General features: G+C 69.4%; 15 protein-coding genes. 5 read left to right on the plus strand and 10 right to left on the minus strand.

Going from position 1 to position 13,284, the window contains the following annotated elements; genetic code table 11:
* Positions 1-158: 158 nt before the first annotated feature.
* The 4 genes from ACWDEX_RS32230 to ACWDEX_RS32245 form a co-directional block, all read right to left on the minus strand.
* Positions 159-1,700 (minus strand): APC family permease, encoded by a 1,542-nt coding sequence (locus tag ACWDEX_RS32230; RefSeq protein ID WP_450468008.1) that lies wholly within the window; start codon positions 1,698-1,700, stop codon positions 159-161.
* A 134-nt stretch (positions 1,701-1,834) separates the two neighbouring features.
* Entirely contained in the window at positions 1,835-3,043 is a 1,209-nt protein-coding gene (locus ACWDEX_RS32235) for a saccharopine dehydrogenase family protein (RefSeq protein ID WP_450468009.1), read from the minus strand.
* Positions 3,044-3,309: 266 nt separating this feature from the next.
* A complete protein-coding gene (locus ACWDEX_RS32240; RefSeq protein ID WP_450468054.1) occupies positions 3,310-3,684 on the minus strand; it encodes a VOC family protein in 375 nt (124 codons plus the stop codon).
* 289 nt (positions 3,685-3,973) lie between these two features.
* Positions 3,974-4,432: a hypothetical protein gene (locus ACWDEX_RS32245; protein ID WP_450468010.1), complete on the minus strand. Its 459-nt coding sequence runs from the start codon at positions 4,430-4,432 to the stop codon at positions 3,974-3,976.
* 223 nt (positions 4,433-4,655) lie between these two features.
* Between ACWDEX_RS32245 and ACWDEX_RS32250 the strand changes: the two genes are divergently transcribed.
* Complete coding sequence (locus ACWDEX_RS32250; protein WP_450468011.1) at positions 4,656-5,867, plus strand: MFS transporter; 1,212 nt, start codon at positions 4,656-4,658, stop codon at positions 5,865-5,867.
* A 92-nt stretch (positions 5,868-5,959) separates the two neighbouring features.
* Here the strand turns inward: ACWDEX_RS32250 and ACWDEX_RS32255 are convergent, their stop codons facing one another.
* From ACWDEX_RS32255 to ACWDEX_RS32265, 3 genes are all read right to left on the minus strand, one after another.
* Positions 5,960-6,820 carry a cytochrome c biogenesis CcdA family protein gene (locus tag ACWDEX_RS32255; RefSeq protein ID WP_450468012.1) on the minus strand — a complete coding sequence of 287 codons (861 nt, stop codon included), beginning with the start codon at positions 6,818-6,820 and terminating at the stop codon, positions 5,960-5,962.
* The gene (locus ACWDEX_RS32260) at positions 6,817-7,563 is read right to left on the minus strand and encodes a DsbA family protein (RefSeq protein WP_450468013.1); all 747 of its coding nucleotides are present in this window, start codon (positions 7,561-7,563) and stop codon (positions 6,817-6,819) included. Before ACWDEX_RS32260 ends, ACWDEX_RS32255 begins: the two co-directional genes overlap by 4 nt.
* 170 nt (positions 7,564-7,733) lie before the next feature.
* Entirely contained in the window at positions 7,734-8,117 is a 384-nt protein-coding gene (locus tag ACWDEX_RS32265; protein ID WP_450468014.1) for a hypothetical protein, read from the minus strand.
* Positions 8,118-8,380: 263 nt separating this feature from the next.
* On the opposite strand from ACWDEX_RS32265, the gene ACWDEX_RS32270 reads away from it, so the two are divergent.
* A complete protein-coding gene (locus tag ACWDEX_RS32270) occupies positions 8,381-8,890 on the plus strand; it encodes an SRPBCC family protein (protein WP_450468015.1) in 510 nt (169 codons plus the stop codon).
* A 169-nt stretch (positions 8,891-9,059) separates the two neighbouring features.
* On the opposite strand, the gene ACWDEX_RS32275 is transcribed toward ACWDEX_RS32270, so the two are convergent.
* The 3 genes from ACWDEX_RS32275 to ACWDEX_RS32285 all read right to left on the minus strand — a co-directional run bounded on the left by ACWDEX_RS32275 (position 9,060) and on the right by ACWDEX_RS32285 (position 10,437).
* Positions 9,060-9,626, minus strand: coding sequence for a rhodanese-like domain-containing protein (locus ACWDEX_RS32275; protein ID WP_450468016.1), 567 nt, complete (start codon positions 9,624-9,626; stop codon positions 9,060-9,062).
* A gap of 193 nt (positions 9,627-9,819) precedes the next feature.
* The gene (locus ACWDEX_RS32280) at positions 9,820-10,185 is read right to left on the minus strand and encodes a rhodanese-like domain-containing protein (RefSeq protein WP_450468017.1); all 366 of its coding nucleotides are present in this window, start codon (positions 10,183-10,185) and stop codon (positions 9,820-9,822) included.
* 51 nt (positions 10,186-10,236) lie between these two features.
* The gene (locus tag ACWDEX_RS32285; RefSeq protein WP_450468018.1) at positions 10,237-10,437 is read right to left on the minus strand and encodes a hypothetical protein; all 201 of its coding nucleotides are present in this window, start codon (positions 10,435-10,437) and stop codon (positions 10,237-10,239) included.
* Between the two features lie 215 nt (positions 10,438-10,652).
* On the opposite strand from ACWDEX_RS32285, the gene ACWDEX_RS32290 reads away from it, so the two are divergent.
* The 3 genes from ACWDEX_RS32290 to ACWDEX_RS32300 all read left to right on the plus strand — a co-directional run bounded on the left by ACWDEX_RS32290 (position 10,653) and on the right by ACWDEX_RS32300 (position 13,254).
* Positions 10,653-12,038 (plus strand): rhodanese-like domain-containing protein, encoded by a 1,386-nt coding sequence (locus ACWDEX_RS32290; protein ID WP_450468019.1) that lies wholly within the window; start codon positions 10,653-10,655, stop codon positions 12,036-12,038.
* Between the two features lie 167 nt (positions 12,039-12,205).
* Positions 12,206-12,547 (plus strand): thioredoxin family protein, encoded by a 342-nt coding sequence (locus ACWDEX_RS32295; RefSeq protein ID WP_450468020.1) that lies wholly within the window; start codon positions 12,206-12,208, stop codon positions 12,545-12,547.
* A complete protein-coding gene (locus ACWDEX_RS32300; protein WP_450468021.1) occupies positions 12,544-13,254 on the plus strand; it encodes a class I SAM-dependent methyltransferase in 711 nt (236 codons plus the stop codon). Before ACWDEX_RS32295 ends, ACWDEX_RS32300 begins: the two co-directional genes overlap by 4 nt.
* The last annotated feature ends 30 nt before the right edge of the window (positions 13,255-13,284 follow it).

Below are 13,284 nucleotides of genomic sequence, written 5' to 3' on the forward strand. Positions count from 1 at the left end.
TAGGTGGTGTCCTCCGACTTCCCCATCACCGTCCTCGCCCGCCTCCTCGAGGTGCCTCCGGCTCGAGAGCAGGGGGCTACGCCATCGGCCGCCCCGGCCGTCACCGGGCCGAGCGGCCCGGTGACGGCCCCGTCGAGCGGTGGTTCCCACCGTCCGGGTCACGCCTCCGCTGTGCCGTGAGCAGCGGTTGCGGGGGCGGCTTCGCTTGCCACAGTGGTGACGTCGAGGGCTTCCGGCCCGGCCACACTGGGGCGTTCCGACCAGAAGGCAGCGGAGCACAGTCGCCATACGAGCATGGTGACCACTCCGGCGGCCGTGATGCCGATACCGATGACGAGCGGCGGCCCCAGCGAGAACCACGTGACCCCGCTGTAGGAGTTCTTGGGGTCGGACATGTCGATGACCGACTCCACGAGCAGCCAGGTCAACAGGGCGGCTCCGACCAGCGGGCCGACGCCGATCAGGACGAAGTTGCGAAGGCTCTCGAGCAGGCGGTGGCGGTAGTAGACCGCGCAGGCCACGCCGGTGAGCGCGTAGTAGAAAGCGATGAGCAACGACAGGGCGGTCAGGGAGTCGAGCAGGGCGTTTTCGCTGATCTGGTTGACACCGAGGTACCAGACGATGGCCACGCCGGCGACCCACCAGGTGCTCACGTGCGGGGTCTGGAAGCGATGGTGGACGCGGCCGAAGTGGCCGGGCAGCGCGTGGCGGCGGGCCATGGAAAGCAGGGTGCGGGAGGCGGGAAGGATGGTGGTCTGGGTCGATGCCAGCGCGGACGTGCAGACCGCCAGCAGCACGATCCAGTCCCAGCCACCCATCACCTTTTCGGCGAGTACCGCGAAGATCGCCTCTTCCTCGTCGGCGTTGGTGGTCAGGAAGGAGGTCCCGGCGAAGGCCACGATGGCGAACGCCACCGACACATAGGTCACCAGGAGTACGACCGTCGACCAGATGCCGGCCTTGCCGGGGGCGTGGGCCGAGTCCTCGACCTCCTCGGTGAGGTTGGCCGCCGATTCCCAGCCCCAGTAGATGAAGACACTGAGCAGGAGGCCTCCGGTCAGTGCCGCGCCTCCGGCTCCGAAGGGATTCAGCCAGGTGACCGACGGGAGGGCCGAGCCGGACATCGCGGTTCCGGCGTAGACGCGGTACAGGGCCACCACCGCGAAGGTGAGGAGGAAGGCCACCTGGGCGAGGATGAGGGCGTTCTGTACCTTGGCCGACGTCTCGGTGCCCATGACACACACCGCGGTCATCGCCAGGATGAGCACCACGGTCAGTGTCTGGCGCACCAGTTCGTTCGCGGCCCAGCTGTCCAGGCCCAGGGCCAGCAGCCCGAAGTTCACGGCGACGTCGGCCAGTGATCCGACCACCAGGACACCGGTCATCGCGATGGCCCAGCCGCCGAGCCAGCCGGCCCACGGCCCCATCGCCCGGGTGACCCAGGAGAACGTGGTGCCGCAGTCCTGGTCGGCCTTGTTGAGGTAGTGGAACGCCGACGCGATGAGCAGCATCGGTATGAAGGAAGCGAGCATGATGCCGGGGGCGTAGACGCCCACGAGTGCCACGACCGGACCGATGACCGCGGCGAGGGAGTACGCCGGGGAGGTCGAGTTCAACCCGATGACGAGTGCGTCGACGAAGCCGATCGCGTTGGCCTTCAGCTCCCCGGACGGACGGGCGTCCGTAACGTCGTCGTTCAATGTGCTCCCTTGCTTCGGGGTGGCGGCGTGGCGTGAGGTATTGCTGTGGTCCGGGCGGGGCGCGGGGGCGTCGACCGGGGCCGGAGTGCAGACCCGGCCCCGGGGAGGGGCCGGGCCGACGATGAGGTGTGGAGTTACTGATCCCGCATGCCCCAGGGGGAGCCGTATTCGGTCAGCAGGTCCAGGAAGGGGCGGGGGTCGAAGGCTTCGGCACCGAGGACACCGGAGCCGGTCCAGGTGCCGCCCGCCATCAGCTCCAGGGCGATGACCGGGTTGATGGCGGTCTGCCAGACCACGGCCTGCGAGCCATACTCGCGCATCGACCACTGGTTGTCGACGACGTGGTACAGGTACACCTCGCGCGACTTTCCGTCCTTGGTGCCCTTCACCCACGTACCGGCGCACGTCTTGCCGTGCATGCGGTCACCGAGCGTGGCCGGGTCGGGCAGGCAGGCGGCGACGACGTCACGCGGGGAGACCTGCGTGCCACCGACGCTCACCTTCTCCGTACGGTCCAGACCGAGCTTGTGCAGGGTCTTGAGCGTCTCGATGAACTCGTCGCCGAGTCCGTACTTGAAGGTGACCCGCTTGGCGTCCACCCAGCGCGGGATCAGCAGTACCTCTTCGTGCTCGACGTTGACGCACTCGACGGGGCCGATGCCTTCGGGGAAGTCGAAGACCTCCGGCTCGCTGAAGGGCGCCGTGGTGAACCAGCCGCGGTCCTTCTCCCAGATCACCGGCGGGTTCAGGCACTCCTCGATGGTCGTCCAGATGGAGAAGGACGGCGCGAACTCGTAACCGTCGACGGTGAGGTTGGCACCGTCGCGGACACCGATCTCCTCGATCTCGTCGAAGAGCTCCTCGGCGGCGTAGCGGGCGAAGACATCGGAGAGTCCCGGCTCCACGCCGACGCCGACGAGTGCCAGCCGTCCGGCCTTCTCCCATTCGGCGGCGCGCTCGAACTGCGCGTCGCCGAGCTTGACGCCGCACTGCTCGTACGGCAGGTCGGGGTGCGGGTACGACAGCGACATCGCCATGTCGAGGTAGTGCGCCCCGGCCGCCAGCGCAGCCTCGAAGAGCGGCATCACGAACCGCGGGTCGGTGGCGTTGAGCAGGACGTCGCACCGCTCCCGCGTGAGCAGGTCGGTGACCGCCGCCTGGTCGGAGGCGTCGATGCGCGCCGCGCTGAATCGGGTGCTGCCGTCACCCAGTGCCGCCACCGCCGCTTCGGCCCGGGACAGGTCGTAGTCGGCGACGACGATGTGGTCGAAGAAGGAGCGACGGGCCGCGATCCGGGTGATCGCCGTACCTACGCCGCCCGCGCCCACAAGCAGTACTCGCATGGCAAAGATGCCTTTCATCTGCAGAGGCCGGAGCCTTGACGCGCCAATGAAAGGTCCCCCGCATCAAGAACGTCAATGGCGTTGGCATAAGCTGGGAAAGAGAGGCTGTGGGTCGGTTATGCCCAAGAATGTGATGCTGTAGGGCACGCAAAGGCATGGAAATCCTGCCAAACGGGGGTGTCTCCGCTTGCGGGTCTCTTTCACGGCGCAAGTCGGCCGCCTGGCCGGGAGCCGCGTGCTGAGCGCCCGGCCAGGGACTCTCCCGGTTACAAGTACGGGCGTGTGATCAGCTCGATCGCATGACCGGCGGGGTCCTTGAAGTACACCCCTCGGCCGCCGTGCTCATTGTTGATTTCGCCGGGGCGTCGCATCTGGGGATCCGCCCAGTGCTCGACGCCGCTGTCACACAGCCGCCGATACGCCCGGTCGAACAGTTCGTCGTCGATCAGAAAGGCGTAGTGCTGCATCTGGATCTCCACCGGCGGCTCGGCGAACTGAAGCAGTACGCCGTCGGTGAGCTGGATGTTGGTGAACGGACCCCAGGACGGTGCTTCCGGAATCTCCAGCAACTCTCGGAAGAACCGAGCCGACTCGTTGCGATCCTTGGAAGCGATGATCGTGTGGTTGAACGTGACTGCCATTGCGCTGACCTCGCTGTTGCTCGACATGAAGAACTGACTCACGGTGCACGAGCGTTGGGAGGTCCGCGTGCCGAACTGAGGGGGTGCCTGCTCTGCACCCGCCGGGTGATCAGCTCTCCACCGGATAGCCGATCCGTGTGTGGCTCAGCGCCGGTCCGGTGTTCACATCGCGTGACCCTACTGGAAGCGAATGACTGCCGACAAGGGCCAGACAGACGGTCAACAGCGCCTGCTCCAGCCGCCGTTCGTGCTCGCCGGGCGGTGGGGCCGCCTCGTCGAGGTGGCCGGACTACGGTGCGTCACGGGGCGGCGGTTGGGACGCGGTCGCGTTCGGGCGGGGGCGGATCTGCATGCCGGGGCGGCGTCGGTGGACGGTGAGATAGGACAGGCCGTGCTCTCCGGCAGTCAGGCTGCGCGTGGAGCCGTGCGGCAGCCAGAGCAGGGCGCCTTCGCTCAGGTGCTGGGGGTTCTGGGGCGTAGTCAGCGTGCCGTCACCGGTCAGGACGAGGAGGAGGACGTCGAGGTCCGGCTCGGTGTGGGTGTCCACGCGATGCCCGGCCGGCAGACGGATGACGTTGGCGTCGAGTTGGCGTCCGGACTCGGCCAGCTTCCACAGGGCTCCGGCCGGTGCCGCGGCGACTTCGGTGAGGGCTCGGGTGTCGCAGAGCAACTGTGGGACGGGGGCGCCGGAAGTGTCATGGATCGACTGGCTGTTGGGGCCGGCTGCGGCGGCATGAGGGTCGGTCATCGGTGGTCATCCGTCCGTCGCGGGAACCGGACAAGGCCAGTCTTGGCCCCGTCCTCCTCGGACGCAACCGGCTGATCGTGCGAATCCTCAGCTTGACATGTCCTCAGATTGAAAACCAGATGTGCGCCACCTCGCCTGGTGAGATCCTCCGACCCGTTCGTATCTGTCGCGATGTTCACGTCCGCGCTGACGCCATGTCACAGACCCCTGAGTAGGACCCTGAATGAGCCTGTCCCTCGCCGTTCCGTCCCGCCTGTGGACGTCGAACTTCAACTTCTACTTCACCGCCCGCGTCGTGTCGCAGGTGGGCGACGCCATGCTGCCGGTCGCGACGGCGGTCGCCATGTTCTCGCTCGGATACGGCGTGAGTGGTGTCGGGTTCGCGCTCGGTGCCTGGATGGGGGCGTTCGCGCTCTTCGTCGTCTTCGGCGGGGTGTTCGCCGACAGGTTCCATCCCTTGCCGCTGATGATCGGGGCGGATGCCGCCCGCCTCATCGTCCAACTGCTGCTCGCCTGCTACCTGTGGCTCGGCCACCCACCGTTGTGGATCATGATCACCGGGTCGCTGATCGGTGGTGTCGCGACGGCGATGTTCCAGCCGGGCACGTCCAGTCTGGTTCCGCAGGTCGCCGCCGACGCTCAGAAGGCCAACGGGGTGCTGCGAGTGAGCGAGGGATTCGCCACGATGGCAGGACCGGCGATAGCCGGGACGCTCGTCGCCGCGACCTCGCCGGCCCTGTTGTTCGGCGTCGACGCGGTCACCTTCGCGATCAGTGGAGTCTGCCTGTTGGCGCTGCGGCTTCCCCGCCTCGAGGTGGACCGAACCGCCTCGACACTCACCAACCTGCGCACCGGCTGGGACGAGTTCCGTTCCCGCCCCTGGCTCTGGGGAGTCATCCTGATCTGGTGGTTCCTGGGCGTGTTCGTCTGGGGGCCGATCACGCCGCTCGGCGCGGCCTCGATCATCGAGGCGCACGGCAAAGCCGCCTTCGGCTATGCGGAGGGGGCGTTCGGCGCGGGCTGCGCCGTGGGCGGGCTGATCGCGATACGGGTCCGTCCCGCCCGCCCGCTCTTCGGAGGCGGTCTCGCGATGCTCCTGTTCCCGATGATGCCGCTGGCCGCCGCCCTGGTCCCTTCTCAGCCGCTGATCATGCTCGGGTACGCGGTGAGCGGGATCGGCTGGGCCTTCTGGGGCGTCCAGTGGTCCACCACGGTGCAGACCCAGATCCCCGAGGACCGGCTCAACCGAGTTGCCGCCTACCAGGTCGCCGGCTCCATCCTCGCCGTTCCGATCGGCCAGGTGATCGCGGGTCCTGCCAGCGGCCTCGTCGACCTCCACGACCTCCTGCTGATCGCCACCATGGCTGCTTTCGGTTGCGCCGCGGCCCTACTCGCCATCCCCGCCATCCGCGGCCTGCGACGCATCGAGAAGTAAGAGGGGCGACTCCGCCGCCCGAAGCCGGCCCCATTCGACAACGCCACTGCGAGATCCCCGCGTGCCGCAGGCGCACGGGGATCTCCACCCGGTCACACAGGGGCGTCGGTGTCTTCCTGGCCCTCTTCGTCCCGGAGCCGACGCAGCCGGAGTGCGGCCGCCACCGCTGCGCCCGCGGCGGCCAGGGCCACCACCAGCAGGAGAAACCGGTCTGAGACGGCCTCGCCGACTCGCGTGGCGCCGCTCTCCCAGGCCGCCTCGGTGTCGACGCCGATGAGGGAAGGCAGGGCGGACGTGCCGTCGAAAAGCAGGAACACGGCCCCCAGCAGGACGAAGACGATCCCTCCCACGAGCGAGGTGCTGTGCACGGTCAGCGGGCCCAGCCGCAGGGCTCGCCCCCTCAGCCAGCGCCGTCGGCCGAGGTCGTAGCGGTCCCACAACAGCGCCAGAACGAACATCGGCACGACCATGCCCAGCGCGTAGACGGCCAGCAGCAGGCCGCCGTGTACTGGGCTGCCGTCGAGCGCCGCGACGGTGAGGATGCCGCCGAGGATGGGGCCGGCACAGAAGCCCGCCAGCCCGTAGGTGGCTCCCAGGGCGAGCACCGACAGTGCGGACCCTGTCGTGCGGGTGCCCGCTGCTTGCTGCAGACGGCGGGAGCCGAACCCGAGGCCCAGGATCTGAGCCAATCCCAGCCCGATCATCGTCCAGCCCGCGACCGTGACCAGCAGATCGCGGTGCCCGTAGAACAGCCGGCTGGCGAAGGAGCCGGCCACACCGAGCGGCACCAGTGTTGTGCACAGCCCGGCATAGAAGACGGCGGTGCGCATCGACAGCCGGGTGCGGTTGGTGAAGGAGTAGGCGAAGAACGCCGGCAGGAGCAGCGCGCTGCATGGGCTGAACAGCGTCAGCAGTCCGCCGAGAAAGGCCGTCGCGACGGGGATGCCGGTCAACGCCGTGCTTCCTTCGCGGCCTTCTCGATGGCGGCGCTGAAGGTGCTCAGCGGCTGGGCGCCCAGGATGGGTGTCGCATTGACAAGGAAGGCGGGTGTGCTGGACACCCCCAGCCCGTATCCCTCCCCCTGGTCCGTTTTCACCGCCATGTCGGCCGCTTGTGACTTCATGTCGGCCTCGAAGCGGTCGAGATCCGCGACACCTGCTTCACGGGCCATCTCGTGCAGTCGCGAGGAGGAGAACTCGCCCTTGTTGCGAGGGCGTTCCTTGGCGTAGGCGATGTCGTGGAACTGCCAGAACCGGTCCTGTTTCCCGGCAGCCCATGCGGCCCGAGCGGCCCGCTCCGATTCGGCGCCGAACACGGGGAAGTTGCGCCATTCGATGCGCAGCACCCCCTTGTCCACGTACTTGCGGACGAGTTCCGGCTTGGTGTCCCGCGCCCACTTGCCGCAGAAGGGGCACTGGAAGTCCTCGTAGGCGACCAGTACGACGGGTGCGTCGGCCCGACCCAGGGCAAGCGGGTCCTTGGCGTCCCTGCGGGCGACAGCGAGCAGCGCCTTCTGCTGTTCGTCGGGGGTAGCTTCGCTGACGGGTGCCGAGGCGCTGGCCACGGGTCGTTCAGGGGCCGCGGAGTCGCCCGAGCCGCCGCCAAGGGCGGCGATCGCGGTAAGGCCGGCCACTGTAGCGCCGCTCACGACGATCCATGTGAGGCGGCGACGGCGGGCACGAAGAGAGGAAGGCATGGCACCTCCGAAGTCAAGTGTGGGAGAGAGAAGGAGAAGTCGGGCGGCAGGTCGCGCCGGGCGGACCAGAGCAGGGCGACCGCCGGTTACAGGGGGCTCAGCAGCTCAACACGTCCGAGGCAAACGGTTGAACAGGGTGGCAAGAACGTGCGGAGACGACGACCGGGCCTCTACACCCGTCGTACGGAGAGTTCGGCGAGGTCGGGAGGAGACGGGGCCGGACCGCAGTGCCGGACCTGCGTGTGTGCGGGTGGCCGCGTCGACGCCATCTCGTCGGTCTCCGCCGACAGGGCACGGGCAGGTGGCGCACCGAGCCGTAGGTGCTGCCGCTCCGGCTGAGTCTTCTTCAGGCATGGGGTGTTTGTTGCGGCGACGGGTGCTTCCTGACCGACGCTGTCCAGCGTTTCGTGGCTCGGTGCGCGAAGGTCGGTCATGGCTGAGGAGCGTGCTGCCCCGGACAGTGCTGGGGAGGCAGTCGTGGCGCAGAACAGTGCGACCAGCAGGGTCAGCAGCGCGAGAGCGGCGCCCACGGCACCGTGCCGCTTGCCTTGCATCGCCGTCCCTCCACTCACTCGTTCCTGATCACCATAGACCAGGCGGTTTCGTCCGGGCGTAGGTAGTCGCGAAACGGGAGGGCGAAGCGGGCGTTCAGCCCGTCTGTGAGGCCGATCAAGCTTTTGCGTGGCCGGCCGCCTTTCCATGCGACTTCAATACAACATCAACTACAGTGGTCGAAGCCGCATGACCCGCCCACGATCCGGGCTCAGGCCCGGCATGTTCGCGCGGCGCGACAGGTCCCGCCTTGGAGGTTGAAGCGATGCGTCTTGCCGATGGTCCCCACGTGGAGTGCGAGATAGAGATCGCTGCTGACCCGAAGCGGGTGTGGGAGCTGGTGTCGGACATATCCACCTCGACTCGGCACAGCCCGGAGCTGCAGGAGGTGGAGTGGCTTGACGGGGCCCAAGGACCGGCTGTCGGCGCGCGCTTCTCCGGCCGCAACCAAAATGAACATCTGGGGGAGTGGCGCACCGTCAGCCGCATCGTGGAGATGGCGGAGCCGCACACCTTCCGGTGGGAGGTGGTCTACGGCGACCAGGGCAGCGGTGAGGCGCTGGCCGTCTGGGCGTACATGCTGGAACCGATCGCGGAGGGGACCAGCACCCGCCTGCGGCACGGCATGCGGATCGGTCCGGCCCGTGGGCCGCTTCACGACTTCGTCGAGAAGTATCCCGAGAGGGAGGAACAGATCATCGATGGTCGGCTGGCGCTGCTGCGCACCGGTATCGAGGCGACGCTGGCCGGGGTGAAGGCCGAGGCGGAGGCGTAGTCGGGCCAGGGTCGGAGCGCAGAGCCCTGCTCGGAGGCGTAGAACCGCCCGGAGACGGCCTGCCGGTGCCTGGGCGGTTCAGGCACCGGCAGGCGGCGGCGTATTTCGCACGCCGGGGCTTCGCCCCCTGGGTCCGGAACTTGTTGTGCCGGATCCAGCGCGGGGCGTGTCACCGTCGCAGGGTGCCCAGGATGTCGTCGAGGTTGGCGGTCCCGCTGCGGGGGCGGTTGTAGGGGAGCTTGCCCAGCATGTTGCCCATGGCGCAGGTGTTGCTCAGGGCGGAGAAGACCAGGCCGGCGCCGATGGCGGCGGAGAACCAGCGGGCACCGGGCAGTGCCAGGTCGACGAGCATGCCCAGGATCACCAGGGAGCCTGCGGCGAGCCGGACCTGGCGGTCCATCGCCCACACGGCGCGGGCACCGGCGGGCCGGTTCAACGGCCGTCCGCCCTGAGCCCACGCCGACGTGCCGCCGACCACGGTGAAGGCGGGGATGCCGGCTGCCGCCAGCTGGGAGCAGGCGGTCTGGGAGCGGGCGCCGGAGGCGCACACCACGGCCAGTTCCCCACGCTCGGCGGCGGAGCGCAGCTCCGGGAGGGCGCGCTGCAGCTTGTCGAGGGGGATGTTGAGGGCGCCGGGGATGTGACCGCCGGCGTACTCGCCGGGCGAGCGCACGTCGATGACGGTGAACTGCCCCAGGCGGGGTTCGAGCTGCTCGGCGGTGAGTGAGGCTGCCATGGTGGCGGTGTTCCTTTCGGTCGAACGGTTCTGCGTTGCGGAGCGGGACAGCCGCCGCGGGTGCGGGGCTCGGGGTTGGGTCAGCGTGGGGAGCGGACCGGCGTCAGGGTGGCGACGGTCGGGGGCGCGATGGCGAAGGCACGCTGCGGGATGCGGCCGGTGAGCCGGTCGGCGAAGGCAAGGAGCGACGTGGTCATATGACCTGCCCGTCACGGCCGGTGTTGTCGTGGACGGGGAGTCCGGCCGCGGCCCAGGCGCGCATTCCGCCGGAGACGTTGGCCACATCCACGCCGCGGGCGGCGAGTACCTCGGCGGCCTTCTGGGAGCGGTTGCCCGACCGGCAGATGGCCAGTACCGGGCGGCCCTGGGCCTCGGTGGGGAGGTCGGCTCCGGCGGCGATGGCGATGAGCGGCTGCCAGTGGGAGCCGGGGGCATGGCCCGCGGCGTACTCGTCGGCCTCGCGGACGTCGAGGAGTACAGCTTCGCCCGCCTGGGCGCGGTCCTGGGCGTCGGTGACAGTGATCTGTGCGGGGCCGGGGGTGCGGGCGAAGAGAGGCATGGCGGTTCTCCAGGGGTCTCGGTGGTGGGTCCGGGTGCGTGGTCTGCCGGGTCAGACCGCGAGCACGGGCCGGTCGGCGGCGGCGTCGTGGCTCTCCACGGCATGGGTGGAGTGGACCCGATAACGGGCGGCCGTGGTGAATACCTGGCGGCCGTCCTGCGGTGGGGTCATCGCCGTCGCGGCGGTACGGCCGCCGGCCGGGTAGCTGTTGCTGCCCGGTCCTGTGACGACCGCGGTCTCTGCGGAGTACACGTGCCCCTCCTTCCGGAGGATACCTAGGGGGGTATGCTTCGTTCAACACCATATACCCCCACCCGTATTTTGTGGGCCCCGCCTGGATCACAGGGCGTCGTCACCTCGGAGGTCGCGGACCGCTGCTCGGAGGGGTCGGGGACTCCCGGGAATAATACCCCCGGGGGTATGGTTCGATCTGGTGTCGCACCCTACGGCCGCAAAGGAGACCCCCTGTGTTCTTCGCCCAGTACTACCTCGACTGCCTGTCCCAGGCCTCCTACCTGATCGCTGACGAGACCACCGGCCAGGCCGTGGTCGTCGACCCCCGGCGCGATGTGGACGAGTACCTCGCCGACGCCGACGCGCACGGCTTCACCATCGTCGGTGTCATCAACACGCACTTCCACGCCGACTTCCTGGCCGGGCATCTGGAGCTGGCCGCCCGTACCGGGGCCTGGATCGGCTACGGGCAGCGTGCCCAGACCGAATACCCCATCCGCAGGCTCACCGACGGCGAGCGCATCGAGCTGGGCGACGTCACCCTGGAGATCCTCGAGACCCCCGGCCACACCCCCGAGTCGATCAGCGTCCTGGTCCACGAGCATGCCGACGACGTCGTCCCCTACGGCGTACTCACCGGTGACGCACTGTTCATCGGCGACGTCGGCCGTCCCGACCTGCTTGCCTCCCTCGGGGTGACCAGCGACCAGCTGGCCCGCATGCTGTACGACAGCGTGCAGCGCAAGCTGATGGCCCTGCCCGACGAAGTCCGGGTCTTCCCCGGTCACGGCGCCGGCTCCGCCTGTGGCAAGAACCTGTCCACCGAGCGCCAGTCCACCATCGGTGCCCAACGCGCCACCAACTACGCCTGCGTCCCGATGAGCGAGGACGACTTCGTCGCCCTGGTGAGCGGCGGGCAGCCGTCCGCCCCCGCCTACTTCGTGCACGACGCCGTCCTCAACCGCAAGAACCACCCCCTGTTCGATGCAGCCGCCGCCCCTCAGTCCCTGGACGCCGCCGACTTCCTGGCCCGCCGTGCCGCCGGTGCGGTTGTCGTCGACGCCCGCGATCCGCAGGACTTCGCCGCCGGTCACCTGGACGGCTCGGTCAACGTCCCGATCGACGGCCGGTTCGCCGAGCAGGCCGGCACGGTCCTTGCCGCCGACCGCGACATCCTGCTCGTGGCGCCCGGTGGGCGCGAGGAGGAGACCGCCACCCGCCTGGCCCGGATCGGCTTCGACCGTGTCGCCGGCTACCTCGGTGACCCCGAGGAGGCCTTCCTCGGTGTCGCTGACCAGGTCGGGCCCGCCTCCCGGCTCACCGTCGACCAGTTGCGCGGTGCCTTGGCCGGCTCTGCTGCGCCGGTCGTGGTCGACGTGCGCGGGGCGAGCGAGCGCGAGGAGGGCGCTGTCGCCGGCTCGCTGCACATCCCGCTGGCAGAGCTGCCCAGCCGTATGGAGGAGATTCCCGCCGACCGGCCCGTGGTCGTCCACTGCGCCGGCGGTCATCGCTCCTCCATCGCCGCCAGCCTGCTGCGCCACCACGGCCGCACCGACGTCTCCGACCTGCTCGGTGGCTACGGCGCCTGGAGTGCCGCGGGCGAGCAGGTGAGCGCCTGAGAAACCGGCACCGGGGCGGCGTGCCATCAAAGGCCCGCCGCCCCGGCACCGGCCGTCCACCGGGCGGCACCGGCCGTTCACCGGGCGGCACCGGCGGCCGACCGCCGACAACGACAGCACACCCCGTCTGATACCGCCGGGGGTATTCACCCAATGGGAGATCTGACATGGCAACCGTGGACCTGACCGCAGAGAACTTCAAGGATGCGGTTTCCGGTAGCGACATCACGTTGGTGGACTTCTGGGCCGCCTGGTGCGGGCCCTGCCGCAAGTTCGGCCCCCTCTTCGAGAAGTTCTCCGACCGTCACCCGGGCGTCCTCTTCGGCAAGGTCGACACCGAGGCCCATCCCGCACTGGCCCAGGCCTTCCAGATCACCTCCATCCCCGCCGTGGTGGCCATCCGCGACAAGGTCGTCCTCTACGCCAAGCCCGGCCCCCTGTCCGAGCAGGCACTGGAAGACCTCCTCACCCGCGCCCGCGACCTCGACACCAACCAGGCACAGGCATGACCGGCAACCTTCCCGAGCAGCATCAGCCGGCCGTTGCGGACAGCCGCGCCTGGGACGAGCGCTACGCCGCCCGGGACCTGGTGTGGGGCGCCGAACCCAACCGCTGGGTGGTCCAGGAGACCGCGGACCTTCAGCCCGGACGCGCCCTGGACCTGGCAGCCGGAGAGGGCCGCAACGCCCTGTGGCTGGCGTCGAGGGGCTGGCGGGTGACGGCGGTCGACTTCTCCGGCGCCGCCCTGGACCGCGGCCGGCACCTTGCCGCCGCACAGCCCGCAGAGGTGGCCGACCGACTCACCTGGGTGCGCGCCGACGTCCGCACCTACGAGCCGGACCCCGAGGCCTTCGACCTCGTCGTCGTCGCCTACCTGCATCTGCCCGCCGCCCAGCGCCGCACCGCCCTCAGGCACGCCGCCCAGGCCCTGGCGCCCAGTGGCACCCTTCTGGTCGTCGGCCACGACACCACCAACCTGACCGCCGGCGTCGGCGGCCCTCAGGACCCGCGCCTGCTGTTCACTCCCGACGACGTTCTGGCCGATCTGGTGCGCCGACAGGGAGCGGGCCTCGAGCCCGTGCGCGCCGAACGCGTCCGCCGCCCGGTCGCGCACGGCCCCGACGGCGGCACCGCCCGCGCGATAGACGCCCTGGTGCGGCTGCGGCGCACCACTCACAACCCGGCGGCGGATGGCACCGCGCCATTTGCGGACTGAGACACGGATCTCGACGACATGACCGTGGCC

This window comes from Streptomyces sp. NPDC001020 (assembly GCF_053599115.1).

What these genes read in the sequence shown, in the direction of transcription:
- ACWDEX_RS32235 (WP_450468009.1), bottom strand. Translation starts at nt 3,043, where the DNA reads ATGCGAGTACTGCTTGTGGGCGCGGGCGGCGTAGGTACGGCGATCACC.
- ACWDEX_RS32240 (WP_450468054.1), bottom strand. Translation starts at nt 3,684, where the DNA reads ATGGCAGTCACGTTCAACCACACGATCATCGCTTCCAAGGATCGCAAC.
- ACWDEX_RS32245 (WP_450468010.1), bottom strand. Translation starts at nt 4,432, where the DNA reads ATGACCGACCCTCATGCCGCCGCAGCCGGCCCCAACAGCCAGTCGATC.
- ACWDEX_RS32250 (WP_450468011.1), top strand. Translation starts at nt 4,656, where the DNA reads ATGAGCCTGTCCCTCGCCGTTCCGTCCCGCCTGTGGACGTCGAACTTC.
- ACWDEX_RS32260 (WP_450468013.1), bottom strand. Translation starts at nt 7,563, where the DNA reads ATGCCTTCCTCTCTTCGTGCCCGCCGTCGCCGCCTCACATGGATCGTC.
- ACWDEX_RS32265 (WP_450468014.1), bottom strand. Translation starts at nt 8,117, where the DNA reads ATGCAAGGCAAGCGGCACGGTGCCGTGGGCGCCGCTCTCGCGCTGCTG.
- ACWDEX_RS32270 (WP_450468015.1), top strand. Translation starts at nt 8,381, where the DNA reads ATGCGTCTTGCCGATGGTCCCCACGTGGAGTGCGAGATAGAGATCGCT.
- ACWDEX_RS32275 (WP_450468016.1), bottom strand. Translation starts at nt 9,626, where the DNA reads ATGGCAGCCTCACTCACCGCCGAGCAGCTCGAACCCCGCCTGGGGCAG.
- ACWDEX_RS32280 (WP_450468017.1), bottom strand. Translation starts at nt 10,185, where the DNA reads ATGCCTCTCTTCGCCCGCACCCCCGGCCCCGCACAGATCACTGTCACC.
- ACWDEX_RS32295 (WP_450468020.1), top strand. Translation starts at nt 12,206, where the DNA reads ATGGCAACCGTGGACCTGACCGCAGAGAACTTCAAGGATGCGGTTTCC.
- ACWDEX_RS32300 (WP_450468021.1), top strand. Translation starts at nt 12,544, where the DNA reads ATGACCGGCAACCTTCCCGAGCAGCATCAGCCGGCCGTTGCGGACAGC.